Origin of the sequence: Phenylobacterium sp., assembly GCF_046463815.1 — a bacterium.
Lineage (GTDB): Bacteria > Pseudomonadota > Alphaproteobacteria > Caulobacterales > Caulobacteraceae > Phenylobacterium.
Genome location: NZ_JBKBRO010000015.1, coordinates 20,866 through 45,270 on the forward strand (window position 1 = coordinate 20,866; position 24,405 = coordinate 45,270).

A 24,405-nucleotide genomic window follows, 5' to 3' on the forward strand; every position below is an offset into this window, starting at 1 on the left:
TTCAGCGCGGCCTTAACGCCGTTGCGTCAGGATCGCGGCATGGATGACGCGCTCAACATCGCCCGCGGAGGTCTGGCGGCGGCGGAGACCCGCTTCGCCCGCTCGGCCCAGCGCATCGTCGAGGCGCCGATCGACGAGAGCGTCGACTTGGGCCACGAGATGGTCGAGATGATCCAGGCCAAGCACCACTTCTCGGCCAACCTCAAGGTCATCGAGTTCGCCCAGGACATGTGGCGGTCGCTTCTCGAAATTCAGGTACGCTAGACCCCTTCCAACGGTGGACCCCAGGCTCCGCTTGACGCACACTGTCCGCCAAGCGCGGCCGTCGATCGCGCGACCGAAACCGGGGGGATACGCCGTGCACCGTCTGACGCCGCTGGCCGCCGTGGCCGTGCTGCTGGCCGCCTGCCAGCCCAAGCCCGAACAGCCTGCCTACACCGGCCTCGATATGCAGGAGCTGATGGTCCACGTGGTGGACCCGGCCGCCTTCGCGTTCTGGCGGGGCTCGGGCTACGTGCTCACCGAGGAGGGCGAGCAGGACCTTTCGCCCACCACCGAGGAAGGCTGGAAAGCCGTCGAGGACGGCGCCGCCACCGTGGCCGAAGCCGGAAACCTGCTGATGCTGCCCGGCCGCGCCCGCGAGCCCGCGGCCGAGTGGAACAAGTACGCCAAGCTCCTGACCGAGCGGGCGCTCGAGGCCAAGGCCGCCGCCGAGAAGAAGGACAGGAAGGCCGTATTCGACACGGGTGGCCGCCTCTACGAGGTCTGCGTCGCCTGCCACGAGAAGTACGTCATCGGGCCCATGCTGGCCGACGAGCAGAAGCCGAAGAAGTAGCGGCCACGAAAAAGGGGAGCCTCGCGGCTCCCCTCGACACCCCGGGGCCTTCCCTCGGGCCTTCCCTGGGAGCCTACTTCTCGTTCGGGTCCGAGCCGTCCTTCGGCGCGCCGGTGCCGGACGAGCCCATGAACACCTTGCGGCCGTCGGCGAAGGTCACGTCGCGGCCGTTGGCCTTGCACTTGGGCGTGCAGAGCTTGTCCTTGGACTGGTAGCCGCGGACGATGACCTCGGTGCCCGGCCGCAGCGAGTTGCGGTCGATGCCCGCGCGCAGAAGGGTGTTGGGCGTGCCGCCCTCGACCATCCAGGGCGTCACCTTGCCCCCGGGACCTTCCACGTCGACATGCACCCAGGCGTGCGGATTGATCCATTCCACGCGGGTCACCTTGCCGCGCAGCAGCACCGGGGCCTTGCCGTCGAACTCGGCGGCGAAGGCGTGGTGAGCCCAGGCCGCGCCGCCGGCCGCCGCGGCCGCGAGCGCCGCGCCGACCATGCCTGCGATGATCAGTTTCCGCTTGTCCATCTTCCGTCTCCCCGGCCGGTCGCCGGCCTCTGGTCTTGTCCTTGGAGGGCTGGGCCCCCGATCGCTTCAGTGGGCTACTTCACCGGTTCCTTGCGCAGGTGCCCGTACATCAGCTCCTCGACGAACTCGACGCACTTGAACTGCTGCAGCCGCGCGTCCTCGCCCAGCCGCCGGTAGAGGTTCATGCTCATCTTCCACGGGCGCGTGAAGGTGTTCGGGTCGGTGATCTCGGCCTCGTAGCGCATGGTGTTCGGCCCCGTGGGCGTCCATCGCTCGACGACCGTCATCTGGTCCGAGTGGTGGTTGCCCGCCCGGTCGAACCAGGTGCGGTCGTTCTGGCCGGTAACGGTGACGACCAGGGTGTCGCCTTCCCACTTGGCCACCGACTGGCCCATCCAGGAGTCCACCGGCGCCGGGCCCGGATCGTCGAACATCAGGCTGCGCACCGCGCCCGCGTACTCATAGGCGATCATCACCGTCCTGTCGGACTGGAGGATCTGGAACGGCAGGTGCATGTAGTTGGCCCGCGGCACGCCGGGCAGGTAGCACTTCACCTCGGGATCGCGGGCCAGATAGTCCGCGCGGTTCTCGTCGCGCAGCTTCCTGGCCTCGGGGGTGTAGGGGATCTCGCCGCCGTCCACCACGCCGGCGCCGCCGGGGACCGCGCCCACCGCGCCCAGCGGCAGGAGCTCCTTGGCCGGCAGGGGACCGTGGGGGCCGGGGCGCATCTGCAGGGCCGCGCGCGGGGCATGCGGCTCGATGTCCCAGCCGGCGGTGTTCATCACCTGCCAGACGCCGTTCAGGTCGGGGAGCTTCGTACCGGCCAGGCGCGGCGCCTTGTACGCGGCCACGGAGCCGGCCTTGGGGGCCTTCGTCTGGGCCACGGCCGCCGGGCCGCTCATCACCAGGCCGGCCGCCGCCAGCGCCGCCGCGATTCTGATCATGCTCTCGTTTCCCCCGGGATCCGTGCGCCTGCGCGCCGGTCCCCCTTGTTCTGTGCGTCCAGCCTAAACGCCGTTCAGTCAAAGCGCCAGCCGAGGCGCGGCTTTGACAAAACGGCCCGCGGCGACTAGCGCGGACGGCATGACGCTGCGCACGCTCTTCGCCACTTCGGTCTACGAAGCGACCCTTACAACAGACCGTTATTTCGAAAATTTCAATAGCGAGATTTTCGAGGCCTGCGACATGCTGGCAGCCGAGGACGCCGCCGGCCGGGCCTGGTGCCGCGAGCACGGCTATGGCGGCTACACCTCCTACGCGTCGCTGGACGACCTGCCCCAGCGGGCCAGCGTCTTCGGGGAGTTGAAGACCAGGCTGGATCGCCACGCCCGCGCCTTCGCTGAGGCCCTCGACTTCGACCTGGGCCGCGGCCGACTGAAGCTGGACAGCCTGTGGGTCAACGTCCTGAAGCCCGGGGCGGCGCACACGAGCCACATCCACCCGCACAGCGTGATCTCGGGCACCTACTACGTCGAGACCCCGCCCGGGGCGAGCGCGCTCAAGATCGAGGACCCGAGGCTGGCCATGATGATGGCCGCCCCGCCGATCCGCCCGGACGCACCGGAAACCCGCCAGCCCTTCGTCTACCTGCAGCCCGCGCCCGGGACGATCTACATGTGGGAGAGCTGGCTGCGCCACGAGGTCCCGGCCAACCGGGCCAAGACCCCGCGCGTCTCGGTCAGCTTCAACTACGGCTGGCGGTGAGGCGCCCTCAGCGGTCCGCGACGGTCCGCCGGCCGCCGAACCTGCCCCCGAAGAAGTCGCCGGCGTTCCAGCTCGGGCTCTGCGGCGCGTCGGCCAGCTCGCGGGCGATCTCGTAGTTGATGCGGGCGAACCTGGCCCCGGCCACGTAGTCGATGGGCTGGGAGAGGTCGGCCAGGCTGTCGAGCGCCTCGCGCAACACGGCCGACATGCGCCCGGCGGCGTTTCGGTCACGCTCGGCGAGGAAATTGGCGAGTCGTTTCAGGTCTCATGTCGCCCGCGGCGACAGGCGTACGGTGCGGCTCAACGCTTCCGCGCCAGCGCGGCCTCCATTTCCCGGTCGAAGCAGTTCATCGCCTCCTCGACGGAAATGAACTCCCCTGTCCGGCGGTATTGCGCCAGCCGGGCGCGCGACACCGACAGGGGATCACCCCCCAACTCGTCGACGAGAACGCCCAGCGCATAGGCCTCGACCGACATGCCGGCCGCCCGGGCGGCTTCGGCGAGCCGCCGCTGCGTTTCGTCGTCAAGCTTCAGGGTCAGGTCGCCATCGGGCATGGCGGCAGGCTCCCTCCGCCGGGACCGGCCGTCAACTGTCGAGGAAGCTCCGCAGCTTCCGCGACCGGCTGGGATGCTTCAGCTTGCGCAGGGCCTTGGCCTCGATCTGGCGAATCCGCTCGCGGGTCACGCTGAACTGCTGGCCGACCTCTTCCAGGGTGTGGTCGGTGTTCATGCCGATGCCGAAGCGCATGCGCAGCACGCGCTCCTCGCGGGGCGTCAGCGACGCCAGCACGCGGGTGGTGGTCTCCCGCAGGTTGGACTGGATGGCCGCGTCGATCGGCAGGACGGCGTTCTTGTCCTCGATGAAGTCGCCGAGGTGGCTGTCCTCCTCGTCGCCGATCGGGGTCTCGAGGCTGATCGGCTCCTTGGCGATCTTCAGGACCTTGCGCACCTTCTCCAGCGGCATGGCCAGCTTCTCGGCCAGTTCCTCCGGCGTCGGCTCGCGGCCGATCTCGTGCAGCATCTGGCGGCTGGTGCGGACGATCTTGTTGATCGTCTCGATCATGTGGACCGGGATGCGGATGGTCCGGGCCTGGTCGGCGATCGAGCGGGTGATCGCCTGCCGGATCCACCAGGTGGCGTAGGTCGAGAACTTGTAGCCGCGGCGGTACTCGAACTTGTCCACCGCCTTCATCAGGCCGATGTTGCCCTCCTGGATCAGGTCCAGGAACTGCAGGCCGCGGTTCGTGTACTTCTTGGCGATCGAGATCACGAGCCGCAGGTTGGCCTCGACCATCTCCTTCTTGGCCTGACGGGCCTCGCGCTCGCCCTTCTGCACCGTCTGGACGATGCGGCGGTAGTCGTCGATCGGCACGCCGGTCTCTTGCGCCAAGGCGGCGATCTCGGAGCGGATCTCGGCGATCTGGGCGGCGTCGTTCTCGGCGAACTTGGTCCAGCGCACGCCCAGTTGCTTGACCATGTCGGTCCAGTCGGGGCGCATCTCGTTGCCGAAATAGGCCTTCAGGAACTCGGCGCGGCTGATGCCGTAGCTGTCGGCCAGGCGCAGCAGGCGGCCTTCCAGCACCATCAGGCGCTTGTTGATCGCATAGAGCTGCTCGACCAGCGCCTCGATGCGGTTGTTGTTCAGCTTCAGGGTCTTGAGGTGCTGGACGATCGTGCCGGTGGCGGCCTGGTAGGCCTTGCGCTCGGCGTCCGACAGGTCCTGGCCCTTCAGGCGATGACCGACCAGCTTCTCCTGAAGCTGGCGGAAGCTCTCGAATTCGGCGGCGATGGCGTCGAGGGTCGCCATGACCCCTTCGCGCAGCTCGGCCTCCATGGCGCTGATCGTCGGGCCCGCGCCGTCGTCGAAGTCGTCGTCGCTCTCGCCTTCGGCCTCGCCCTCGGCGGCGCCTTCGGCCTCGGCCTCGACCGGCGCCTCGGCGGCGCCCTGGTTCTGGCCGCCGTAGGTCTGCTCGAGGTCGATGACCTCGCGCAGCAGGATGCGGCCGTTCTCCAGCTCCTCGCGCCACACCATGATCGCTTCGAAGGTCAGCGCGCTCTCGCACAGGCCGCGGATCATGGTGTCGCGGCCGGCCTCGATGCGCTTGGCGATGGCGATTTCGCCCTCGCGCGACAGCAGCTCCACCGAGCCCATCTCGCGCAGGTACATCCGGACGGGATCGTCCGTGCGGTCGTAGGCCGGCTCCTTGGTCGTCTCGACGACGGCGCTTTCCTCGCGCACCGCCACCTCGCCGCCGTCGGCGTCCTCCTCGGACTCCACCACGTTGACGCCCATCTCGCTGAGCATGGCGAGCGTGTCCTCGATGGCCTCCGACGTGACCTCCTCGGAGGGCAGGACCTTGTTCAGCTCGTCCATGGTGACGTAGCCGCGGGCCTTGGCCTGCTTGATGAACTTCTTGACCGCGGCGTCGGTCAGGTCGAGCAGCGGGCCGTCGCCTTGGGTGGTTTCGGGCGTTTCGGCTTCGGCTGTATTCGAGCTCATCGAGTTCTCCGACATGGGTCTTTCCCGCCCCGCAAGAGGCGGGCCCAAGATGGTGTCCGGCGGTCATATGCCTAGGGGCCGCGACGTTACGACCCGTCAGTCCGCCAAGTTCGTTCCCGTTCTGATCGCGCGCATCAGGGCGTCGCGCCGCCGCAGGCATGAAGGACGTTGCCTAACCACGCCTGAACGACCGCGAAGGTCCCCCTCCGCAGCGCAACCCCTGGGATCACCGCGCATCGAGGGAGACATCATCAGACCCACATGGGGGGCGCGCCCGAATGGTTCGCAGCGGCCCGAATCGATGCCTGTCAACAGCGCGCTAAATCCGCACGGGGGCAGATGGCAAGCCGCCTGCCGGGAGTCAAGATGTCCACACGGCGCCAAGGGGAATGATTTCCCTCGGCATTTCGCCGCAAGACGGGTCCGGCGTCGGGACATGGCGGCGCCTAGTGGGGCAGGACGGGCCGGTCGCCGTCGGCGTGGGCCCAGTCGGAATTGACCAGCTTGCGCAGGTGATCGCGCTCGGCCTTCAGGTGGATCAGGGCCTGGGCGTCCTGGTCCCGGGGCAGGTCCCGGGCGGCCGCCTCCACCGCCTTCTCCAGGGAGTCCAGTTGCATCAGCAGGTCGAAGGCCTGCTGCCAAAGGTCCCGGACGCGTTCGCGGGCGGCTGTCTCGTCCAGGAACGGCGCGCTGACGCCGGCGCGCCGGGCGTCCTTCTCCAGGCGGGCGATCGCATCCTCGCTCATGCCCCTGGCGCGCAGGCGGCGGACCACGGCGTCGAACTCGGCCTCGCCGGCCTCGTAGCGGAGCTGCACCAGTTCGTGGGCGATGGCGTCCAGCCGCTCGTCCCCGAAGCCCCGGGCGCCCACCAGCTCGATGGAGTTGTCGATCAGGCTGGGGTCCTTCAGCGCCGCCACCGCCAGGGCCGCGGCCAGCGGCCGCACCGAGGTCTTCAGCGCCTGGGCCGCCTGCTTGCCCTCGGGCGTGGGCCCGGCCATCACGGGCTTCCGTGACCAGCGCTGGCGCGACAGCTCCCGGGCCGCGGCGCCCACCGTGTAGACCGGCTCCCGCGTCGGCCAGAGCTGCTCGTAGCGGCCCAGCAGGTCCTCCTTGTAGGCCTGGGCCAGGTCCGGGTCGGCGATCGTGGCGGCGAGCTTGCGCAGGCGCACCTTCAGCGAGGTGCGCCGCTCGGGCGTATCCAGCGGCTCCAGGTCGCGCTCACGGATGAACAGCGCCTCGGCGAAGGGCGTGGTCTTCTCCAACTGGGCCTTGAGCGCCGCCGGCCCCTGCTCGCGCAGCACCTCGTCCGGGTCCTTGCCGCCCTCGACGAGGGCGAACCTGAAGCTCTTGCCCGGCTTCAGCAGCGGCAGCGCCCGGTCGATGGCCCGGCCCGCCGCCTGGCGGCCCGCCCGGTCGCCGTCGAAGCACAGCGTGGGCTCGTGATGGTGGCGCCACAGCACCTCCATCTGCTCCTCGGTCAGCGCCGTACCCATGGGCGCCACCGCCGGGATGCCCGCCCGCTGGCAGGCGATCACGTCCATGTAGCCTTCCACCGCCACCAGCGGCGGCTGGTCGCCCGAGGGCGCGGCGGCCAGGATCTTGCGGGCCTCGGAAAGGCCGTAGAGCTGGTTCCCCTTGTGGAAGACGACCGTCTCGGGGCCGTTCAGGTATTTGGCCCGGGCGTTCGGATCCATCGCCCGGCCGCCGAACGAGACCACCCGGCCTCGCACGTCCAGGATCGGGAAGATGATGCGGTCCCGGAACCGGTCGTAGGGGGCGCCCCCCTCCTCCGGCGCGATCAGCAGGCCGGCCTCGACCAGCTCGGCGGGGCGGGCGCCCTTGGCCACCAGATAGTCCTTCAGCGCCGTGCGCCCGGAGGGCGAGTAGCCCAAGCGGAAGCGGGCCCAGTCCTTCTCGGGCAGGCCGCGCTTCTCCAGATAGGCCCGGGCGTCGCGACCCGAAGGCCGCTTCAGCTCGGCCTCGAACCATTGGGCGGCCAGCTCCAGCCAGTCGACCAGCCCCTGGCGCTTCTTCTCGACCTCGGCGCCACGCGGGTCGGCGGCGGGCAGCGCCAGCCCCGCCTCGGCGGCCAGTTTCTCCACGGCCTCGGCGAAGGTGAGCCGCTCGGTCTCCTGCAGGAAGGTGATGATGTCGCCGGTCTTGCCCGACGAGAAATCGAAGAACTGGCCCTTCTCGTCGTTCACGAAGAACGACGGGGTCTTCTCCTTGTTGAACGGCGACAGGCCCACGTACTCGCGGCCCTGCTTGCGCAGCTTCACCGTCTTGCCGATCACGTCCGACGGGCGCAGCCGTCCCTTGATCTCCTCGATGAAGTGCTCGTCGAAGCGCATCCGGCCTGTCTACCTCGCCGACCGGGGCCTTCGGATGCGGCCTTGTCAGCCGACTCGCAGTCTCCCGGTAGACGCCTGTGCATACACCTTCGACACGCTGTGGATAAGCTGTGCGTTCTACAGGCGTTCCGCGCGAGCTTCCGGAACGTGCCCCAGCTTCTCCGGATTGCGCATGACATAGATGGCCGCGATCCGGCCGTCCTCGCCGGGCTCGAAGGCGATGGTCTCGGGTCCGTCCGACAGGTGCAGCAGGAGGCCCGGCCAGCCGTTGATCCGCACCGCCTCGAAGGCGTTCACCTCCGGGAAGCCGGCCCGCCAGCGGATGCCCTGGAAGAGGCCGATGATGTCGTCGCGGCCGACCATCACCCGCAGAGCCGCCTTCCGCTTGCCGCCGCCGTCGGTGACCATCACCGCGTCCTCGGTCAGCAGCGAGGCCAGCCGGGCGTAGTCGGCGCCGGCCGTGGCGGCGGCGAAGGCCTCGGCCAGTTCCTTGGCCCGGCCCTCGTCCACCGAGAAGCGCGGGCGGGCGTCCTGCACGTGGGTCCTGGCGCGGCTGGCGAGTTGGCGCACCGCCGCTTCCGTCCGGCCCAGGGTCTCGGCCACCTGGGCGTAGTCCTGTTCGAAGACGTCGTGCAGCAGGAACACCGCCCGCTCCAGGGGGGAGAGCCGCTCCAGGGCCAGGAGGAAGGCGATCGAGACGTCCTCGGCCCGCTCCACGGGGTCCTCGGTCAGCGGCTCGATCAGCGGCTCGGGCAGCCACGGGCCGCGATAGGCCGCCCGCTCGGCCTTGGCCGCGCGCAGGCGGTCGATGCACAGCCGGGTCGTGGCCCGCACCAGCCAGGCGGCGGGGTCGGCGACGCCCTCGCCCGCCCGCGTCCAGCGCAGCCAGGCGTCCTGCACCGCGTCCTCGGCCTCGGCGACCGAGCCCAGCATGCGATAGGCCAGCCGCTTCAGCCGCGGCCGCTGGGCCTCGAAGGCATCGGTGAGGCCTGCGTCCATGGTCGTCATCCTAGGCCGCGCGCTTGAGCGGCGCGACCGCCTCGCCGGCCACCACCACCCGGGAGCACGCCTTGCCGTAGCCCAGGGCGTACTTGAGCGTCGGGTACATCCGCGCGGCCGTGATCGTCAGGCCGATCGCCACCAGGGCCTTGTCGCCCCAGCGGCGCACGATCTCATCGCGCAGCGGGTCGCAGGCCTCCATGTCGCGGGCCAGGCTCGCCTTGGCGAAGCGGTAGGCCAGCGCCGCCGTCTCGCCCATGGCCGCCTCGTCCCCGGCGATGATCGCCCGCAGGACGGCGGGGTCCATGCCGTTCGCCGTGGCGATGTCGACGCCCACCTGGACGCAGGGGCCACAGTCCTCGCTCATGGCGCCCACGAGGCCGGCGGCGGCCAGGGCCTCGGCCGGCGCCGCCTTGGGGTCGGCCGCCTTGGTCCCGAAGCCGAACTTCACCAGGCTCTTCGGGCTCACGCGCAGCACGTGGCGCATGTAGCTGGCGTCGTAGTCGAAGGCTTTCTCGAACCGGTCGAGCCAGCGGGACAGATAGGCGCGCAGCATCATCTCGGTCTCCTCATGCATCTGCGGGGCGACGGAAGAGGGCGAGCAGGAGCGGCAGGGCGGCCAGCAGGTAGACCCCCGTGAAATCCTGGGCGACGTCGGCCCAGGGGGTCGCGCCGCAGGCCGCGTCATAGACGTGGATGCCGGCGTGGAAGGTCAGGAACAGGGCCCCGGCCGCCAGCGCCGCCCAGCCCTCGCGCGGGCGCCAGGCGAACCACGCCGCTCCGAGGCCGGCCACCAGATAGGCCGCCCCGATGTCGCGGACGAAGTGGGCGTTGAACGGCCCCGTCGCCGGCACGCCCGGCACGGCGTCGTACCAGGCCTGCGAGCTGAACAGCATGACAAGCCCATTGCCGCCCAGCGCCGCCGCCAGCAGCCCCGAAAGCCACCGATCCCAGTTCCGAACCAAACCCGCCTCCTCTTCGATCGCCCCAAGGACGTGAGAGGCCGGCGCGGTGTGACATGAAGATTTCTGGAACCACGGATTTCACGGATTGCACGGATTTGTTCTTGTATTGTTCACGCCACCTGCCTGTGCTATTCAAGCCCAGATGGAAGGCGCCGATGGCCATCGTCTGCTCTATGGGGACGAGACGTTCCGAATCCGCCGGGCTGTGTTCAAGGTGCACGGCACGCTCGGTCCAGGCTTCCTCGAAGCGGTCTACCATGAGTGTCTCGCGATCGAGTTCGAGAGGCAGGAGGTCCCTTTCAAGGCGCAGGAGCCCCTGCGGCTCACATATGATGGGCGCTGGCTCAAACAGACCTACGTCGCCGACTTCGTCTGCTACGGCGGGATCATCGTCGAACTGAAGGCGGTGCGCACCATCGCGCCCGAGCATCGGGCGCAGACGATTAACTATCTCCGCGCTTCCGGGATGCGAGTGGGATTGCTCGTAAATTTTGGAGCCGGCAGCGCGGAGATCGAGCGCTTCGCGCTCTAATCCGTGTAATCCGTGAAATCCGTGGTTCCCCTCAGCTCAGGCCTCGCAGCCAGGCGGGGAGGTCGGAGATGGACGCGAGTTCGGCGAAGCGGGGGTGGCCCTTGGGCGCGTCGGCGACCTCGTGCTCCCAGATGAGCTCGTAGGGGATGTGCGCCGCGTACGCCCCGGCCTCCAGCGCCGGGAGGATGTCGCTGCGCATGGAGTTGCCGCACATGGCCGCCTGGGCCGCGCCGGTCCCGTGGCGGGCGAACACCCGCTCGTAGGTCGAGGCGTCCTTCTCCGAGACGATCTCGACGGCCACGAACAGCTCGCCGAGGCCCGAGGCCGCCAGCTTCTGTTCCTGGTGCAGCAGGTCGCCCTTGGTGATCAGCACCAGCCGGTAGTCCTGCGACAGCTCAGCGAGCGCCTGCTCCACGCCGGGCAGCGGCTCGACCGGATGGGTCAGCATCTCGCGGCCCGCCGCCAGGATCTCGGCGATCAGCCGGCTCGGAGCCTCGTTGCCGGTCAGCTCCATGGCCGTCTCGATCATCGACAGCGTGAAGCCCTTCACGCCGTAGCCGTAGAGGCGGAGGTTGCGCTTCTCCACCTCACGCAGCCGGGCCATCAGGACCTCGGGCTCGACCAGATGGGCCATCAGCGCCAGGAACCGGTCCTGGGTGAAGCGGAAGATGCCTTCGTTGTGCCAGAGGGTGTCGTCGGCATCGAGGCCGACCGTGGTGATGCGCATGGCCGCTCCTTAAGGCGCGGGCCGCCGGCTGCGCAATCGCCGGGCGCCAGGTGATCATCGTTCAGGCGGCTGGCCGCAAAGCGGCCCGGACGAGCCCGTCTCAAGCTCTCGGAAACCCTGCCGCGCCATCTTCCGCCGTCGGTTGGGCTTCGGGGTGTCATGGCTGTGGGAAGGCTGCTCGCCTGGGCGGCGAGGCTGTTCGACGGGAGCGCGGTGGCGCAGGCCCGCGCGGAGGCGCGGCTGGCCGAGGCGCGCCTGCGCGCGGCCATCGACGTCCTGCCGGAGGGCGTCGTCTTCCTGGACGCCCAGGGCCGCTACATCCTGTGGAACCGCCGCTACGCCGAGATCTACCACCGCTCGGCCGACCTCTTCGCGCCGGGCGAGCGGCTCATGGACACCCTGCGCGAGGGCGTGCGGCGCGGCGACTATCCCGACGCGGTCGGCCGCGAAGAGGAATGGCTGGCCGAACGCGAGGCCAAGCTGCTCAATCCCACCGGCGAGCGCCACGAACAGAAGATCGCCGACGGCCGCTGGCTGATGATCGAGGAACGGCGCACCTCGGACGGCGGGGTGATCGGCCTGCGGGTCGACATCACCCACATGAAACGCCAGGCCGAGGCGCTGGAGCACGCGCTCGCCCACGCCGAGGCCGCGCACCGGGCCAAGACCGAGTTCCTGGCCGACATGTCCCACGAGCTGCGGACGCCCCTGAACGGCGTGCTGGGGCTGCTGCGGGCGCTGGAGGCCACCGAGCTTTCGCCGCGCCAGCGCGCGCTGGCGGCCGAGATCGCCGCCTCGGCCCGCCAGCTCGACCAGATCGTCACGGGCCTACTGGACTACGGCGAGGCGGACCTGGCGCCCGAGGCGGTCGGCCCCGCCCCCGACATCGAACGGCCGCTGAAAGTCCTCGCCGCCGACGACAATCCCACCAACCGCAAGGTCATCGAACTGATGCTGGAGGCGGCCGGCTGCGACGTGGCGACGGTGGAGAACGGCGCCGAGGCGGTGGCGGCCTGGCGGGGCGGCGACTTCGACCTGCTTCTGATGGACCTGCGGATGCCGGTGGCCGGCGGCGTCGAGGCCATCCGGGAGATCCGCGCCGAGGAGCGGGCGACGGGACGCCCGCGCACCCCCGTCATCGTGCTGTCGGCCAACACCTCGCCGGAGGACCGCGCCGCGACCGCCGCCGCCGGAGCGGACGGCCACGTGGGCAAGCCGATCCGCATCGACGAACTGCTGACCGCCATGCAGGCGGCGCTGCAACTTCAGGCGGCGCACGCCTCGTGAGGCTTTGTCACCCGTTCCCTCGACGCCGGGAAGCGGTCCAGCAGGCCTGAGGGCCGGATCGGCCGGGCCACGAGACCGCCGCCGCAGTTCGGGCAGGCGCCGTGGAAACGCCCCTCGGCGCAATCGGCGCAGAAGGTGCATTCGAAACTGCAGATCCGCGCGTCCCGGCTGTCGGGCGCGAGGTCACGGTCGCAGCATTCGCAATTGGGTCTAAGAGCCAGCATGGACCGAGCCTGCCTGATCGGCCGCCCAGCCGGAAGGACAAGGTTCCCTCGATTTGCGCCGGCTATTCGCCGAAGCCCTCGCCGGGCTCAACCGGCGCGAGCCGAAGCAGGCGGGAGTCCGCGACGCCCGCCGTGCGGTGCTGGACCAGCTCCCGGTACTCGGGATCGCGCACCATGGCGATGAAGGCCTCGGCGTTCGGATATTCCGCGATGAAGGCGAGGTCCCAGGCCTCGTCCTGGGGCCCCGTCACCATCACCTGCGGCTTGCCGGCCCACACCTGCCGCCCGCCCAGCCGCCTGAAGATGTGGGCCGTCGTCCGGCCGTAGGCGCGGTAGGCGTCGAGACCCGTCAGGTCCTTGCCGTGGTCGGGATGGCCCGCCGGATAGTCGGCCTTCGGCTTCAGCCGGATCAGGTTCAGCATGTGGATCGGCTCGTCGCGGGGCAGCGACTTGAAGACCTCCCAGGCCTCGCGCTCCGGATCGATGTGACCGCCGCTCATCCGATATCCCTTCCTGAATCCGCTCCGACACGTTAGCCGCATTGACCCAGGCCGCGCGACTCACTACCTACGCGGCCGTTTGCGCGGCGGGCGGGGTTCACCTCGGCCCGCCTTTTTGCCACCCTGACGCCCGAAGGAGCCCCCCCGCCATGAGCCGAGACCTGCTGCCTGGCGTCACCGGCGTTCTGGCGCTGGCGGACGGAACCATCCTCCAGGGCGTGGGCGTGGGCGCGGTCGGCGAAGCCGTCGGCGAGGTGTGCTTCAACACCGCCATGACCGGCTACCAGGAGATCCTGACCGACCCCTCCTACATGGCCCAGATCGTGGCCTTCACCTTCCCGCACGTGGGCAACGTGGGAACGAACGTCGAGGACATCGAGCAGATGTCGGGCTCGGCCGAGACCGCGGCCCGCGGCGCGATCTTCCGCGACGTCCCCACCCGGCCGGCCAACTACCGCGCCGACGCCGACCTCGAAACCTGGATGAGCCGGCGTGGCGTCATCGGCCTGGCCGGCGTCGACACCCGCGCGCTGACCCGCAGGATTCGCGAACACGGCATGCCCCACGCGGTCATCGCCCACAGCCCGGACGGCCGGTTCGACCTCGACGCGCTCGTCGAGAAGGCCCGCGCCTGGAACGGCCTGATGGGCCTCGACCTCGCCAAGGACGCCTCCTGCCTGCAGCCGTTCGTCTATGACGAGGGCCTGTGGTCCTGGGGCGAAGGCTACGCCAAGGCGCCCGAAGCGCCGAAGTACGACGTCGTGGTCATGGACTTCGGCGTGAAGCGGAACATCCTGCGCGCCCTGACCTCGGTCGGCGCCCGCGTCACCGTGGTGCCCGCCAACACCACCGCCGAGGAGATCCTGGCGCGCAATCCGGACGGCGTGCTGCTCTCCAACGGCCCCGGCGACCCGGCCGCCACCGGCGAATACGCCGTGCCCGAGATCCAGAAGCTGGTCGACAGCGGCAAGCCGGTGTTCGGCATCTGCCTCGGCCACCAGATGCTCGCCCTCGCCCTCGGCGCCAAGACGGTGAAGATGGACCAGGGCCACCACGGCGCGAACCACCCGGTGAAGGACCTGACCACCGGCAAGGTGGAGATCGTGTCGATGAACCACGGCTTCACCGTGGACCGAGACACCCTGCCCGCCCCGGTCGTCGAGACCCACGTCAGCCTGTTCGACGGCACCAACGCCGGCATCGCCCTGAAGGGCCGCCCGGTGTTCTCGGTCCAGCACCACCCGGAAGCCTCGCCCGGCCCCACCGACAGCCTCTACCTCTTCGAACGCTTCGCCGGCCTGATGGACGGGAAGAAGTAAGAACCACGAAAAGCACGAAAGACACGAAAGCAGGTCAGAGCGCGAAGCGCTCGATCTGCACTTTCGGCGTCGCCGCGAAGTTGACGAGCAGGCCGAGGCGCAGACCGGTCGCCCGCAGGTAGTTGATCGTCTGCGCCCGATGCTCGGGCGCTATCGCCCGCGTCGACTTCAGCTCCGGAACGATCCTGTCGAAGCAGACGAAATCGGCCTTGTACGCCTGCTGGAGACGGCGGCCCTTGTAGTCCAGCGCAAGGGGAGCCTGGGCGCGGAATGGCATTCCCCGCGCCTCAAGCTCAAAGGCCAAACACTCCTGATAGACGGACTCCAGGAACCCCGCGCCCATGGCGCGATAGACCTCGAACACGGCGCCTTGGATGCGGAACACCTCGTCCGCATAGAGGAGCCTTTCGTGCTTTTCGTGTCTTTCGTGGTTCGTCGTTCGACCATACGACGATGGCCGAACCAGAACAATGAAAGAACATAAGCCTAGATTCGGCCGAGCTTGCCCTTGGCGGCGATGGGGCCGCTGGGGCCCTGCGGGTCGGTCGAGCCGCCGGGGGGTTCGACCGAGACGGCCAGTTCGGCGCCTTCCTCGACCATGTCGGTCATCGGCTTGGGCATGGGCATGGCCCGCGACTTGCCCGGCTCGACCATGCCCAGCGACCGGGGCTTGCCGTCCTGCGGGATCAGCCAGAGCTGGTGGACGTGCAGCGGGTCGGTCCCGGGCGGCACCAGCGACGTGACGATCAGCGCCTGGCGGTCGGGATCGTAGGCGGCCACGAACAGCGGCTGGGGCCCGCCCGCCTGGGGCATCAGGCTGGCGTTGAGCAGGGGGGCGGGCGGCGCCGCGGGCCGCGGCTGGACCACCACGGGCGGGCGGCCCATCAGCACGACCACGGCGGCCAGGCTCGCCGCCGCCAGTCCCATCGCGCCCATCGCCGTCCCGCGCCAGAACCTCAGGCGGCGCACCGCCCTTTCGCGATCCGTGTCGTTATCGTTGGCGGGCAGCCGGCGTTCGATCCGCGCCCAGAGCGCGGCGGGCGGGGCGACCGCCGCCACCATGTCCAGCAGGGGCGCGAGCCGGATGCGCCAAGCGGCGACCTCGGCGGCGAAGACGGGGTCGCGGGCCATGCGGGCCTCGGCCTCGGCCCGTTCGGCGGCCGACAGCACGCCCAGCGCATGCTCGGCGGCCAGGGCTTCGGCTTCGGTCAGTTCGGGCTCCTCGCTCATCGCTCCAGGCACCCCCTGAGCTTGGCGAGACCGCGGCGGATCCAGCTCTTCACCGTGCCCAGCGGCGTCTCCATCCGGCGGGCCAGCGCGTCGTAGGTCACCCCCTCGAAGAAGGCGGTCCGGATCACCTGCTGGGTGCGGGCGTCGAGTTCGGCGAGGCACCCGGCGAGCCGGGCGCGGTCGTCGGCGGCCGACAGCAGGGCTTCGGCCCCGGCCTGGCCCTCATCCTCGATCTCGAGGTCCTCGACGGGCTCGGCGTAGGCCAGGGGTCCGCGGGCGCGCAGCCGGTCGATGGCCCGATTGCGGGCGATGGTCGATATCCACGTCACCACGCTCGCCCGGCCCGCGTCGAAGCGGTCGGCGCGGCGCCAGATGGTGACATAGACGTCCTGCAGCACGTCCTCGGACTCCTCGCGATCCTTGAGGATACGCAGGCAGACCCCGAAAAGCTTCGCGGAGGTGGCCTCGTACAATTGTCGCAGGGCGTCGCGCTCGCCATCGGCGATGCGAGTCATCAGTCCGGCCAGGGCTTCGGAGGAGGTCGCCACGACCCCAAGCTGCCCGCGCCCGCCGATCCGCGCAAGGCTCCGCTCAGTCCGGCTTGGGAATGGTCACCGCCGCGCCGGGCGGCGCCTGGTCGATGACGAGCAGCCGGACGGGCGCGGCGCCCAGCGCCACCGCCTCGTGCCACTGGTCCACGGCGTCCACCAGCCATTCGCCCGGCTTCGGTTCGCTGACCGCCCCTGTGTCGAGGTTGGTGACCTTCAGATGGCCCGCCACCACCTGCACCACGCGCGGATAGGGATGCTTGTGGGGCGCCAGCCGGCCACCGGCCGGGATGAGCGTCTCGGTCACGGTGACCCGCAGCGGTCCCGGCGCCGCCACGATGGGCTGGCCCGTGAGCGTGGCGTCGAGGGTCGCCACCGGCGTGTTGACGGCCTGGGCCGCGGCCGGGGCGGCGGCGAACAGGGCGGCAAGGGGGGCGATGGTCAGGAAGGCTTTGCGCATGGGCGAACCATGCGCCGTGGCGAAGCCCTCGGCAAACGGCGGGCCTAGGCCGCCGCGCTCTTGGGGCGGCGAGCGGCGGCGCGGCGCGCCTTCGTGCGCTCCAGGCGGGCGGCGCGGCGTTGTTCGGCCTCTTCTTCGAGGCTCGGCAGCAGCTCGGACGCAGCGGCCTGCTGCTTCTCGTCGCCCTGGTCCCTCAGACGGCGCGCGTTGGTCAGGAGATTGACGACCTCGTCGTCGCTGAGGGTCGGGATTCGCTCGATCAGGGTCATGTCGGCCTCCGCGGGTCTGGTCGGCGCGCCGGGCGCACGGTTCACCGGAGAAAGTCCGCCAGCCCCCGTTTAGTTGCGGGAATCACCAGATGTTTTTCTCGGGAACCGGCCCCGGATCGCCGTTCATCCCGGCAAGCTGTCCAAAGCTTAACTGGACGCCTCGCGCCCTCTCCCCCAAAGCGCCGGCAGGGGGATTTTCCATGAAGACCATCGCCGCCGCGCTCTGCGCGCTCCTTGCTCCAATCCTCGCCCTCGCCGCCGCGCCCGCCCGGGCCGAACCGGAGACACCGGTGGATGTGATGATCGTGGGGGCTTTCCACATGTCCAATCCCGGCCAGGACATGGCCAACGCGAAGTACGAGGACGTGCTCACGCCCCGCCACCAGGCCGAGATCGAAAGGGCGGTCGATGCGCTCGCCCGCTTCCAGCCCACCCGGGTGGCGGTCGAGTGGCCGGACGACGTGACCGCCGAGCGCTACGCCCGCTACCGCGCCGGAACCCTGCCGGCCTCGCGCAACGAGGTGGTCCAGCTCGGCTTCCGCCTGGCCGCCAAGGCGGGGCTGGAGAGCGTTCAGGGCGCCGACGTGGACGGCGACTTTCCCTTCGAGCCGGTGGCCGCCTACGCCGCCGCCCACGGCCGGCAGGCCCTCATCGACCAGGGCATGGCCGAGGCCCAGGGCTTCGTGAAGGCCCAGGAGCAGGTGTTCGCCAGGGACGGCGCGGCCGCCCTGCTCTCCTGGATCAACCAGCCCGAGATGATCGCCCGCAGCCACGACTTCTACCGCCGCATCCTGCTGGTCGGCGGCGGGACCGAGCAGCCCGGCGCCGATCTCCTGACCGCCTGGTACCGCCGCAACTTCCTGATCTGCGCCAACATCCTGCAGGCCGCCAGGCCCGGCGACCGGATCGTCGTCTTCTATGGCGCGGGCCACGCCTTCCTGCTGCGCCAGTGCGTCGCGGAGACCCCGGGCTTCCGCCTGGTGGAACCGTCCGCGTGGCTGCCGAAGTAAGATTCCCCGCGGACGTTCTTGCGCGCGCTCGACTCCGTCTCTAAACGGGCGCCTTAACCTGCAGTTCGAACCGGTGTCGGGCGCGCATCGCCGCGCGGCCCGCCCTTGCGCGCGAGACGAGATGCCGAAACGCACCGATATCAAATCCATCCTGATCATCGGGGCCGGCCCCATCGTCATCGGTCAGGCGTGCGAGTTCGACTATTCCGGCGTCCAGGCCTGCAAGGCCCTGCGCGCCGAGGGCTACCGGATCGTCCTGGTCAATTCGAACCCGGCGACGATCATGACCGATCCGGACGTGGCCGACGCCACCTACATCGAGCCGATCACGCCCGAGATGGTCGAGAAGATCATCGCCAAGGAGAAGCCGGACGCCCTGCTGCCCACCATGGGCGGCCAGACGGCGCTCAACACCGCCCTGGCGCTCGAGCGCAACGGCGTGCTCGCCAGGTACGGCGTCGAGATGATCGGGGCCAAGGCCGACGTCATCGACAAGGCCGAGGACCGCCAGAAGTTCCGCGACGCCATGGACGCCATCGGGCTGGAAAGCCCGAAGTCCCACGTCGCCCACACCCTGGACGAGGCCCTGGCGGGCCTTGAGCTGGTGGGTCTGCCAGCGATCATCCGGCCGTCCTTCACGCTGGCCGGCACCGGCGGCGGCATCGCCTACAACGTCGAGGAGTTCCGCGAGATCGTCGAGCGCGGCCTCGACCTGTCGCCCACCACCGAGGTGCTCATCGAGGAGAGCGTGCTCGGCTGGAAGGAATACGAGATGGAGGTGGTCCGCGACCGGGCGGACAACTGCATCATCGTCTGCTCCATCGAGAACGTGGACCCGATGGGCGTGCACACGGGCGACTCCATCACCGTCGCCCCGGCCCTGACCCTGACCGACAAGGAATACCAGCGCATGCGCGCGGCCTCGATCGCGGTGCTGCGCGAGATCGGCGTCGAGACGGGCGGCTCCAACGTCCAGTTCGCGGTGAACCCCGCCGACGGCCGGATGGTGGTCATCGAGATGAACCCGCGGGTCAGCCGCTCGTCGGCGCTCGCGTCCAAGGCCACCGGCTTCCCGATCGCCAAGGTCGCCGCCCGCCTGGCCGTGGGCTACACGCTCGACGAGCTGATGAACGACATCACCGGCGCCACGCCCGCCTCGTTCGAGCCCAGCATCGACTACGTGGTCACCAAGATCCCGCGCTTCGCCTTCGAGAAGTTCCCGGGGTCGGAGCCGCACCTCACCACCCAGATGAAGTCGGTGGGCGAGGTCATGGCCATCGGCCGCACCTTCGCCGAGAGCCTGCAGAAGGCCCTGCGCGGCCTGGAGACGGGCCTCACGGGTCTCGACGAGATCGCCATCGAGGGCGGCGACGACCCCGAGACCGGCCACGCCGCCGTGGTCCGGGCGCTCGGCAAGCCCACGCCCGACCGCCTGCGCGTCATTGCCCAGGCCTTCCGCGCCGGCCTGACCTGCGACGAGATCCAGGCGGCCTGTTCCTACGAGCCCTGGTTCCTGCGCCAGATCGAGACCATCGTCGCCGAGGAGGCCCGCATCGTGCGCGACGGCCTGCCCACCGAGGCGGCCGCCTTCCGCCGCCTGAAGGCCCTGGGCTTCTCGGACGCGCGCCTGGCCAAGCTCACCCACACCACCGAGAACGAGGTGCGCGAGCAGCGCCGCGCCCTGGGCGTCCGGCCGGTGTTCAAGCGCATCGACACCTGCGCCGGCGAGTTCCGGGCCGACACGCCCTACATGTACTCGACCTACGAGACCGGGGCGCTGGGGCAGCGGCCCGACTGCGAGAGCGAGCCGTCCGACCGCAGGAAGGCCATCATCCTGGGCGGCGGGCCGAACCGCATCGGCCAGGGGATCGAGTTCGACTACTGCTGCTGCCACGCGGCCTTCGCCCTCGACGAGATCGGCGTGGAGTCGATCATGGTGAATTGTAATCCCGAAACGGTTTCAACGGATTACGACACGTCGGACCGCCTCTACTTCGAGCCGCTGACGGCCGAGGACGTGCTGGAGCTGATCAAGGTCGAGCAGACCCGCGGCGAGCTCCTGGGCGTCATCGTCCAGTTCGGCGGCCAGACCCCGCTGAAGCTGGCCAAGGCGCTGGAGGACGCGGGCGTGCCGATCCTGGGCACCTCGCCCGACGCCATCGACCTGGCCGAGGACCGCGAGCGCTTCCAGCAGCTCCTCCACAAGCTCAAGATCGCCCAGCCGGTGAACGCCATCGCCCGCTCCCGCGAGGAGGCCTTCGAGGCGGCGCACAAGGTGGGCTACCCCGTGGTCATCCGGCCGTCCTACGTCCTGGGCGGGCGGGCCATGGAGATCGTCCGCGACGACGAGCAGCTCGAACGCTACATCACCACCGCCGTGCAGGTGTCGGGCGACAGCCCGGTCCTGCTGGACCAGTACCTCAGCCGCGCCACCGAGGTGGATGTCGACGCCCTGTGCGACGAAGCCGGCCAGGTGTTCGTCGCCGGGGTGATGGAGCACATCGAGGAGGCCGGCGTGCACTCGGGCGACAGCGCCTGCTCGCTGCCGCCCTATTCGCTGAAGCCCGAGACCATCGCCGAGCTGAAGCGCCAGACCGAGGCCATGGCCAAGGCGCTGAAGGTGCGCGGCCTGATGAACGTCCAGTTCGCCATCGAGGAGCCGCAGGGCCCGAGCCCGCGCATCTACGTCCTCGAGGTCAATCCGCGCGCCAGCCGCACGGTGCCGTTCGTGGCCAAGACCATCGGCCGGCCGATCGCGGCCATCGCCGCCAAGGTCATGGCCGGCAAGGCGCTCGCCGAGTTCGACCTGGCCGAGACGCCCTATGACCACATCGCGGTGAAGGAGGCGGTCTTCCCGTTCGCCCGTTTCGCCGGCGTGGACACCGTGCTGGGCCCGGAAATGCGCTCGACGGGCGAGGTCATGGGCCTCGACTGGGTGCGCCCCGGGGAAGGCGCCGGCCCGGCCTTCGCGCGGGCCTTCGCCAAGAGCCAGCTCGGCGGCGGAACCGTCCTGCCCAAGGCCGGCTGCGTCTTCGTCTCGGTGAAGGACGCCGACAAGCCGTGGATCGTCGAGCCGGTGAAGATCATGCTGGCCCAGGGTTTCCGCGTGCTCGCCACCTCGGGCACCGCCGACTACCTGGCCGAGCAGGGGCTCAAGGTCGAACTGGTGAAGAAGGTTCTCGAAGGCCGTCCCCACATCGTCGACGCCATGAAGAACGGCGAGGTCCAGCTGGTCTTCAACACCACCGAGGGCAAGCAGTCCCTGCTGGACAGTTTCGAGATCCGGCGCACCGCCCTCATGGGCAAGATCCCCTATTTCACGACCGCGGCCGGAGCCCTGGCCGCGGCCCAGGCGATCGCGGCCACGGCGCAAGCCCCCCTCGAAGTGCGCCCGCTCCAGTCCTACGCCTGACGGAGCCGCGCCTCACAAGCGCGTGTTCCGCTCGTGGAGCGTACGACCGACGTTAATTGACCGTTGTTCTTCCGCTTGGCAGACTCGGGGCATCGCCTGGTTGAGTCAGGCGTTCAAGGGCTCGCCCCGGCGGCCCGTCAAAGGAACCCGGGGCGAACCGGCGGCGCCTGCCGCAGCCTGGCGTGGAGTGTGGAGCTCCACAACAGATTGCGAGGAAGCGTCATGCATATCGAGCCGCATCACGACGGAGTCCGCCATCACAAGAACAAGCACCTGGCGGAGCGTTTCGAGGGCATGGTCGGGGCCGTCATGGTTGTCGCCATCGTCCTCCTGGCCATCGGCCTGATCTACGGGATCATGACCACGGGCGACACGACGCCGCGCTGGATGCAGTAGCGCGGGGGCCTGAGGTCCCGCGCCGGCGTCCACCGCTGGGACGCCGGCGCCGATCCGACGATCGTTGCGAACGTCCGTCTTCCCGCTGGAGACGGGCGGCGGTGAAAGATTGCATTCGCACGATCGACACTGAACACCCTTCACCTACGCTGCGGAACCTGTGCTAGCCCTCGTGGAAACGACGGGAGGAGCCCATGGCGGGACGCGTGGACGGCAAGGTGGCCCTGGTGACGGGCGCGGCGAGCGGCATCGGACGGGCCTGCGCCGAGCGGCTGGCGGCCGAGGGAGCGGCCGTCGTGCTGACGGACGTCCAGGATCACCTGGGCGAGGAGGTCGCGCGCGGCATCGGCGCCAGGGCCAGCTACCTCCACCATGACGTGACGAGCGAGGATGCCTGGATCGCCGTCGTGGCCGAGGTGAAGGCTCGCCACGGCAGGCTCGACGTCCTGGTCAACAACGCCGGCATCGGCCTGGGGGGCTCCGTGCTGGAGATGAGCCTGGCCGACTTCCGCCGCCAGACGGCGGTCAACGTCGACGGCGTCTTCCTGGGCGTGAAGCACTGCATTCCCCTGATGCGGGCGGGCGGCGGCGGCAGCGTCGTCAACATGTCCTCGGTGGCGGGATTGAAGGGCGCGCCGAACCTCGCCGGCTATTGCGCCACCAAGGGGGCCGTCCGGCTCTTCACCAAGGCCGTGGCCCTGGAATGCGCCGCCGTCCGGGACGGGGTGCGGGTCAACTCGGTCCATCCGGGCATCATCGAAACCCCGATCTGGAACACGGTGATCGGCGGCCCGGCCGGAACCAACGCCCCGCCGGACCTCGACGCCATGTCCGAGATGGCCGTGCCGCTGGGCGTGAAGGGCGTCCCCGCCGACATCGCCGACGGCGTGCTGTGGCTGGCCTCGGACGAGAGCCGCTACGTCACCGGCGCGGAACTGGTCATCGACGGGGGGCTCTCCGTCCGCTAGACGGGCGCCCCATGTCCGCCACCCTGCACGCGATCTTCGGCCCCTCGGGCGCCGGCAAGACCACCTACGCCAACGCCTTCGCCCGTCGCGAGGGCGCGGTCGCCTTCATTCTCGACGAATGGATGGCGCGCCTCTTCGCGCCCGACATGCCCCAGCCGATCGGGTTCGAGTGGATGATGGAGCGTGTCGGGCGGTGCGAGGCCCAGATCTGGTCCGTGGCCGCGGGCGTGCTGGCGACCGGCACGCCGGTGATCCTGGACATGGGCCTGATGCGCAGGGCCGACCGCGACCGGGTGCGCCAGGTGGCCGAGGCCACGGGCCTGCCGCTGCAGTTCCACTACGTGACCGCGCCGGCCGAGGTGCGTCGCGCCCGCGTGGCCGAGCGCAACGTGGTGCGCGGCGAGAACTTCGCCATCGAGGTCACGTCCGACATGTTCGAGTTCGTCGAGGGGATCTTCGAGGCGCCCGACGCCGCCGAACTGGAAGGCGCGGTCGTCAGCGAGAGCGCCTAGAGCACGATGGGTTCAGGCGGGATCGCCTGAACGCTGAATCGTGCTCTAGATTCAACGGTGTAGAGCGCGTTCAAGCGGCGAAACCGCTTACACTTTCGCCTAACGCGCCCTAGGCCCGCCTCACGCCGGGTGCATGAGGCTGGACGGCCAGGTGGCGTCCGCCGCGCGCTGGTAGGCCGGCCTGGCGGTCAGGCGGCCGTTGTAGTCCACGAGCGCCGCCACCTCGGGCAGGACCTGGCGATGGAGCAGCACCGAAACCGTGGCGCCCAGCACGACGTCGGCGGCGGTGAAGCGGTCCCCCAGCAGGTGCTTCCGCTCCATCAGGAGGGCGGACAGCACCTCCACCATGTCGTCGAACGTGCCGAAGCCCGCCGAGAAGCCCGAGACGTCGATCTCCTTGCTGTGCAGGAAGGCCACCGGATCGACCACGGCGGTCGCATAGACCATCCACTTCAGGTACTCGCCGCGTTCCGGGTCCTCGATCTTCGGCGCCAGCCGGCCGTAGCTGTAGCGGTCGGCCAGGTAGATCGCGATGGCCGGATTCTCGCTGACCACCACCTCGCCGTCCCGCAGCGTCGGGACCTTCCCGGCGGGATTGAGCTTGAGGTACTCGGGCGCCTTCTGCTCGCCCTTGCGGATGTCGACGGTCTTCACGTCGAACGGGACTCCGACCTCCTCCAGCATCCAGTAGGCGGTGAAGGCCCGGCTGGCCGGCGAGTGATAGAGGGTGATCCCGCGTGGCGAGGCCATCGGACGCTCCGGGTGGATGGGGCCTCAGCCTAGGCCCGGCGGCGGCGGCGCGCCAGGGCGGGCGACCTTACAAACTTGCGAGATTTGGGTCAGGGCCGCGACAGCCGGGCGCGGTCTTATGCCCCCGCCGCCGCACCGGCGGCGCCACAGGGAAACCTCCAGATGCGCAAGCTCATCGTCTCCTCCGTCCTCCTCGCCTCGCTGGCCGCCGGTACGGCGGCCATGGCGGGAACCCAGGCCAAGCCCGCGGCCCCCGACAAGGCCAAGGCCGCCGCGTGCGCCCAGCAGTGGAAGGCGCAGAAGCAGCACACCCAGACCCGCAAGGCGTTCATGGCCGCCTGCCTGAAGGCCTGAGGGGCGGCGGCGGGCGCGCCCTGCCCCCCA

Annotated in this window: 30 protein-coding genes; 12 read left to right on the forward strand and 18 right to left on the reverse strand. The window is 69.9% G+C overall.

What is annotated here, in order from left to right:
* The first annotated feature begins 39 nt into the window (after positions 1-39).
* Positions 40-264, forward strand: coding sequence for a flagellar basal body rod C-terminal domain-containing protein (locus tag ACK4TT_RS11335; RefSeq protein ID WP_409636964.1), 225 nt, complete (start codon positions 40-42; stop codon positions 262-264).
* Positions 265-358: 94 nt separating this feature from the next.
* The gene (locus ACK4TT_RS11340; RefSeq protein WP_409636962.1) at positions 359-835 is read left to right on the forward strand and encodes a hypothetical protein; all 477 of its coding nucleotides are present in this window, start codon (positions 359-361) and stop codon (positions 833-835) included.
* Between the two features lie 73 nt (positions 836-908).
* Here the strand turns inward: ACK4TT_RS11340 and ACK4TT_RS11345 are convergent, their stop codons facing one another.
* Entirely contained in the window at positions 909-1,358 is a 450-nt protein-coding gene (locus ACK4TT_RS11345) for a DUF6152 family protein (RefSeq protein ID WP_409636959.1), read from the reverse strand.
* Between the two features lie 74 nt (positions 1,359-1,432).
* Positions 1,433-2,302, reverse strand: coding sequence for a hypothetical protein (locus tag ACK4TT_RS11350; RefSeq protein WP_409636956.1), 870 nt, complete (start codon positions 2,300-2,302; stop codon positions 1,433-1,435).
* 139 nt (positions 2,303-2,441) lie between these two features.
* On the opposite strand from ACK4TT_RS11350, the gene ACK4TT_RS11355 reads away from it, so the two are divergent.
* On the forward strand, positions 2,442-3,062 hold the full coding sequence (locus ACK4TT_RS11355; protein ID WP_409636953.1) for a TIGR02466 family protein: 621 nt from the start codon (positions 2,442-2,444) through the stop codon (positions 3,060-3,062).
* Between the two features lie 7 nt (positions 3,063-3,069).
* On the opposite strand, the gene ACK4TT_RS11360 is transcribed toward ACK4TT_RS11355, so the two are convergent.
* From ACK4TT_RS11360 to ACK4TT_RS11390, 7 genes are all read right to left on the reverse strand, one after another.
* Positions 3,070-3,270, reverse strand: coding sequence for a hypothetical protein (locus tag ACK4TT_RS11360; RefSeq protein ID WP_409636950.1), 201 nt, complete (start codon positions 3,268-3,270; stop codon positions 3,070-3,072).
* Between the two features lie 92 nt (positions 3,271-3,362).
* A complete protein-coding gene (locus ACK4TT_RS11365) occupies positions 3,363-3,617 on the reverse strand; it encodes a hypothetical protein (RefSeq protein WP_409636947.1) in 255 nt (84 codons plus the stop codon).
* A 31-nt stretch (positions 3,618-3,648) separates the two neighbouring features.
* Positions 3,649-5,562, reverse strand: coding sequence for an RNA polymerase sigma factor RpoD (gene rpoD / locus ACK4TT_RS11370; RefSeq protein WP_409637034.1), 1,914 nt, complete (start codon positions 5,560-5,562; stop codon positions 3,649-3,651).
* Between the two features lie 446 nt (positions 5,563-6,008).
* Positions 6,009-7,913, reverse strand: coding sequence for a DNA primase (gene dnaG / locus ACK4TT_RS11375; RefSeq protein WP_409636944.1), 1,905 nt, complete (start codon positions 7,911-7,913; stop codon positions 6,009-6,011).
* A 117-nt stretch (positions 7,914-8,030) separates the two neighbouring features.
* The gene (sigJ, locus tag ACK4TT_RS11380; RefSeq protein ID WP_409636941.1) at positions 8,031-8,912 is read right to left on the reverse strand and encodes an RNA polymerase sigma factor SigJ; all 882 of its coding nucleotides are present in this window, start codon (positions 8,910-8,912) and stop codon (positions 8,031-8,033) included.
* A gap of 10 nt (positions 8,913-8,922) precedes the next feature.
* A complete protein-coding gene (locus ACK4TT_RS11385) occupies positions 8,923-9,489 on the reverse strand; it encodes a hypothetical protein (protein ID WP_410213007.1) in 567 nt (188 codons plus the stop codon).
* Positions 9,482-9,877 (reverse strand): hypothetical protein, encoded by a 396-nt coding sequence (locus tag ACK4TT_RS11390; RefSeq protein ID WP_410213008.1) that lies wholly within the window; start codon positions 9,875-9,877, stop codon positions 9,482-9,484. Before ACK4TT_RS11390 ends, ACK4TT_RS11385 begins: the two co-directional genes overlap by 8 nt.
* Before the next feature lie 142 nt (positions 9,878-10,019).
* Between ACK4TT_RS11390 and ACK4TT_RS11395 the strand changes: the two genes are divergently transcribed.
* Positions 10,020-10,409: a GxxExxY protein gene (locus tag ACK4TT_RS11395; protein ID WP_409636932.1), complete on the forward strand. Its 390-nt coding sequence runs from the start codon at positions 10,020-10,022 to the stop codon at positions 10,407-10,409.
* 31 nt (positions 10,410-10,440) lie between these two features.
* Here ACK4TT_RS11395 and ACK4TT_RS11400 read toward each other — a convergent pair whose 3' ends face one another.
* Complete coding sequence (locus ACK4TT_RS11400; RefSeq protein WP_409636930.1) at positions 10,441-11,136, reverse strand: HAD family hydrolase; 696 nt, start codon at positions 11,134-11,136, stop codon at positions 10,441-10,443.
* Positions 11,137-11,295: 159 nt separating this feature from the next.
* Here ACK4TT_RS11400 and ACK4TT_RS11405 point away from each other — a divergent pair, with 159 nt between their 5' ends.
* On the forward strand, positions 11,296-12,423 hold the full coding sequence (locus ACK4TT_RS11405; RefSeq protein WP_409636927.1) for a response regulator: 1,128 nt from the start codon (positions 11,296-11,298) through the stop codon (positions 12,421-12,423).
* Here the strand turns inward: ACK4TT_RS11405 and ACK4TT_RS11410 are convergent.
* Together ACK4TT_RS11410 and ACK4TT_RS11415 are read right to left on the reverse strand one after the other, a co-directional pair.
* A complete protein-coding gene (locus ACK4TT_RS11410) occupies positions 12,402-12,647 on the reverse strand; it encodes a DUF1272 domain-containing protein (RefSeq protein ID WP_409636924.1) in 246 nt (81 codons plus the stop codon). The two genes, ACK4TT_RS11405 and ACK4TT_RS11410, sit on opposite strands and share 22 nt — an antisense overlap.
* 62 nt (positions 12,648-12,709) lie before the next feature.
* The gene (locus ACK4TT_RS11415; RefSeq protein ID WP_409636921.1) at positions 12,710-13,147 is read right to left on the reverse strand and encodes a DUF1330 domain-containing protein; all 438 of its coding nucleotides are present in this window, start codon (positions 13,145-13,147) and stop codon (positions 12,710-12,712) included.
* 149 nt (positions 13,148-13,296) lie between these two features.
* On the opposite strand from ACK4TT_RS11415, the gene carA reads away from it, so the two are divergent.
* Positions 13,297-14,466 (forward strand): glutamine-hydrolyzing carbamoyl-phosphate synthase small subunit, encoded by a 1,170-nt coding sequence (carA, locus tag ACK4TT_RS11420; RefSeq protein WP_410213009.1) that lies wholly within the window; start codon positions 13,297-13,299, stop codon positions 14,464-14,466.
* 34 nt (positions 14,467-14,500) lie between these two features.
* Here carA and ACK4TT_RS11425 read toward each other — a convergent pair whose 3' ends face one another.
* The 5 genes from ACK4TT_RS11425 to ACK4TT_RS11445 form a co-directional block, all read right to left on the reverse strand.
* Positions 14,501-14,851: a GxxExxY protein gene (locus tag ACK4TT_RS11425; RefSeq protein WP_409636915.1), complete on the reverse strand. Its 351-nt coding sequence runs from the start codon at positions 14,849-14,851 to the stop codon at positions 14,501-14,503.
* Positions 14,852-14,952: 101 nt separating this feature from the next.
* Positions 14,953-15,696, reverse strand: a complete 744-nt coding sequence (locus ACK4TT_RS11430) for an anti-sigma factor domain-containing protein (RefSeq protein WP_410213010.1) — start codon at positions 15,694-15,696, stop codon at positions 14,953-14,955.
* Positions 15,693-16,211, reverse strand: a complete 519-nt coding sequence (locus ACK4TT_RS11435) for a sigma-70 family RNA polymerase sigma factor (protein WP_409636909.1) — start codon at positions 16,209-16,211, stop codon at positions 15,693-15,695. Before ACK4TT_RS11435 ends, ACK4TT_RS11430 begins: the two co-directional genes overlap by 4 nt.
* A 76-nt stretch (positions 16,212-16,287) precedes the next feature.
* Positions 16,288-16,704, reverse strand: a complete 417-nt coding sequence (locus tag ACK4TT_RS11440) for a cupin domain-containing protein (RefSeq protein ID WP_409636906.1) — start codon at positions 16,702-16,704, stop codon at positions 16,288-16,290.
* A gap of 44 nt (positions 16,705-16,748) precedes the next feature.
* Complete coding sequence (locus tag ACK4TT_RS11445; RefSeq protein WP_409636904.1) at positions 16,749-16,973, reverse strand: hypothetical protein; 225 nt, start codon at positions 16,971-16,973, stop codon at positions 16,749-16,751.
* Positions 16,974-17,173: 200 nt separating this feature from the next.
* Between ACK4TT_RS11445 and ACK4TT_RS11450 the strand changes: the two genes are divergently transcribed.
* The 5 genes from ACK4TT_RS11450 to ACK4TT_RS11470 all read left to right on the forward strand — a co-directional run bounded on the left by ACK4TT_RS11450 (position 17,174) and on the right by ACK4TT_RS11470 (position 23,271).
* Positions 17,174-17,983 (forward strand): DUF5694 domain-containing protein, encoded by an 810-nt coding sequence (locus ACK4TT_RS11450; protein ID WP_410213011.1) that lies wholly within the window; start codon positions 17,174-17,176, stop codon positions 17,981-17,983.
* A gap of 121 nt (positions 17,984-18,104) precedes the next feature.
* A complete protein-coding gene (gene carB, locus ACK4TT_RS11455; RefSeq protein ID WP_410213012.1) occupies positions 18,105-21,395 on the forward strand; it encodes a carbamoyl-phosphate synthase large subunit in 3,291 nt (1,096 codons plus the stop codon).
* 222 nt (positions 21,396-21,617) lie between these two features.
* Positions 21,618-21,791: a hypothetical protein gene (locus ACK4TT_RS11460; protein ID WP_409636896.1), complete on the forward strand. Its 174-nt coding sequence runs from the start codon at positions 21,618-21,620 to the stop codon at positions 21,789-21,791.
* A gap of 194 nt (positions 21,792-21,985) precedes the next feature.
* A complete protein-coding gene (locus ACK4TT_RS11465; RefSeq protein ID WP_409636893.1) occupies positions 21,986-22,759 on the forward strand; it encodes a glucose 1-dehydrogenase in 774 nt (257 codons plus the stop codon).
* Positions 22,760-22,770: 11 nt separating this feature from the next.
* Positions 22,771-23,271 carry an AAA family ATPase gene (locus ACK4TT_RS11470; protein ID WP_409636889.1) on the forward strand — a complete coding sequence of 167 codons (501 nt, stop codon included), beginning with the start codon at positions 22,771-22,773 and terminating at the stop codon, positions 23,269-23,271.
* 120 nt (positions 23,272-23,391) lie between these two features.
* Here the strand turns inward: ACK4TT_RS11470 and ACK4TT_RS11475 are convergent, their stop codons facing one another.
* Entirely contained in the window at positions 23,392-24,021 is a 630-nt protein-coding gene (locus tag ACK4TT_RS11475; RefSeq protein WP_409636886.1) for a glutathione S-transferase family protein, read from the reverse strand.
* Between the two features lie 162 nt (positions 24,022-24,183).
* On the opposite strand from ACK4TT_RS11475, the gene ACK4TT_RS11480 reads away from it, so the two are divergent.
* Entirely contained in the window at positions 24,184-24,375 is a 192-nt protein-coding gene (locus tag ACK4TT_RS11480) for a PsiF family protein (RefSeq protein ID WP_410213013.1), read from the forward strand.
* Positions 24,376-24,405 lie beyond the last annotated feature (30 nt).

Bases quoted from the DNA above. Each gene is read 5' to 3' on its own strand.
- ACK4TT_RS11335 (WP_409636964.1), top strand. From the start codon at position 40: ATGGATGACGCGCTCAACATCGCCCGCGGAGGTCTGGCGGCGGCGGAG.
- ACK4TT_RS11345 (WP_409636959.1), bottom strand. From the start codon at position 1,358: ATGGACAAGCGGAAACTGATCATCGCAGGCATGGTCGGCGCGGCGCTC.
- ACK4TT_RS11350 (WP_409636956.1), bottom strand. From the start codon at position 2,302: ATGATCAGAATCGCGGCGGCGCTGGCGGCGGCCGGCCTGGTGATGAGC.
- ACK4TT_RS11355 (WP_409636953.1), top strand. From the start codon at position 2,442: ATGACGCTGCGCACGCTCTTCGCCACTTCGGTCTACGAAGCGACCCTT.
- ACK4TT_RS11360 (WP_409636950.1), bottom strand. From the start codon at position 3,270: ATGTCGGCCGTGTTGCGCGAGGCGCTCGACAGCCTGGCCGACCTCTCC.
- ACK4TT_RS11365 (WP_409636947.1), bottom strand. From the start codon at position 3,617: ATGCCCGATGGCGACCTGACCCTGAAGCTTGACGACGAAACGCAGCGG.
- rpoD (WP_409637034.1), bottom strand. From the start codon at position 5,562: ATGAGCTCGAATACAGCCGAAGCCGAAACGCCCGAAACCACCCAAGGC.
- dnaG (WP_409636944.1), bottom strand. From the start codon at position 7,913: ATGCGCTTCGACGAGCACTTCATCGAGGAGATCAAGGGACGGCTGCGC.
- sigJ (WP_409636941.1), bottom strand. From the start codon at position 8,912: ATGGACGCAGGCCTCACCGATGCCTTCGAGGCCCAGCGGCCGCGGCTG.
- ACK4TT_RS11385 (WP_410213007.1), bottom strand. From the start codon at position 9,489: ATGCATGAGGAGACCGAGATGATGCTGCGCGCCTATCTGTCCCGCTGG.
- ACK4TT_RS11395 (WP_409636932.1), top strand. From the start codon at position 10,020: ATGGAAGGCGCCGATGGCCATCGTCTGCTCTATGGGGACGAGACGTTC.
- ACK4TT_RS11400 (WP_409636930.1), bottom strand. From the start codon at position 11,136: ATGCGCATCACCACGGTCGGCCTCGATGCCGACGACACCCTCTGGCAC.
- ACK4TT_RS11405 (WP_409636927.1), top strand. From the start codon at position 11,296: ATGGCTGTGGGAAGGCTGCTCGCCTGGGCGGCGAGGCTGTTCGACGGG.
- ACK4TT_RS11410 (WP_409636924.1), bottom strand. From the start codon at position 12,647: ATGCTGGCTCTTAGACCCAATTGCGAATGCTGCGACCGTGACCTCGCG.
- ACK4TT_RS11415 (WP_409636921.1), bottom strand. From the start codon at position 13,147: ATGAGCGGCGGTCACATCGATCCGGAGCGCGAGGCCTGGGAGGTCTTC.
- carA (WP_410213009.1), top strand. From the start codon at position 13,297: ATGAGCCGAGACCTGCTGCCTGGCGTCACCGGCGTTCTGGCGCTGGCG.
- ACK4TT_RS11430 (WP_410213010.1), bottom strand. From the start codon at position 15,696: ATGAGCGAGGAGCCCGAACTGACCGAAGCCGAAGCCCTGGCCGCCGAG.
- ACK4TT_RS11435 (WP_409636909.1), bottom strand. From the start codon at position 16,211: ATGACTCGCATCGCCGATGGCGAGCGCGACGCCCTGCGACAATTGTAC.
- ACK4TT_RS11440 (WP_409636906.1), bottom strand. From the start codon at position 16,704: ATGCGCAAAGCCTTCCTGACCATCGCCCCCCTTGCCGCCCTGTTCGCC.
- ACK4TT_RS11445 (WP_409636904.1), bottom strand. From the start codon at position 16,973: ATGACCCTGATCGAGCGAATCCCGACCCTCAGCGACGACGAGGTCGTC.
- ACK4TT_RS11450 (WP_410213011.1), top strand. From the start codon at position 17,174: ATGAAGACCATCGCCGCCGCGCTCTGCGCGCTCCTTGCTCCAATCCTC.
- carB (WP_410213012.1), top strand. From the start codon at position 18,105: ATGCCGAAACGCACCGATATCAAATCCATCCTGATCATCGGGGCCGGC.
- ACK4TT_RS11460 (WP_409636896.1), top strand. From the start codon at position 21,618: ATGCATATCGAGCCGCATCACGACGGAGTCCGCCATCACAAGAACAAG.
- ACK4TT_RS11465 (WP_409636893.1), top strand. From the start codon at position 21,986: ATGGCGGGACGCGTGGACGGCAAGGTGGCCCTGGTGACGGGCGCGGCG.
- ACK4TT_RS11470 (WP_409636889.1), top strand. From the start codon at position 22,771: ATGTCCGCCACCCTGCACGCGATCTTCGGCCCCTCGGGCGCCGGCAAG.
- ACK4TT_RS11475 (WP_409636886.1), bottom strand. From the start codon at position 24,021: ATGGCCTCGCCACGCGGGATCACCCTCTATCACTCGCCGGCCAGCCGG.
- ACK4TT_RS11480 (WP_410213013.1), top strand. From the start codon at position 24,184: ATGCGCAAGCTCATCGTCTCCTCCGTCCTCCTCGCCTCGCTGGCCGCC.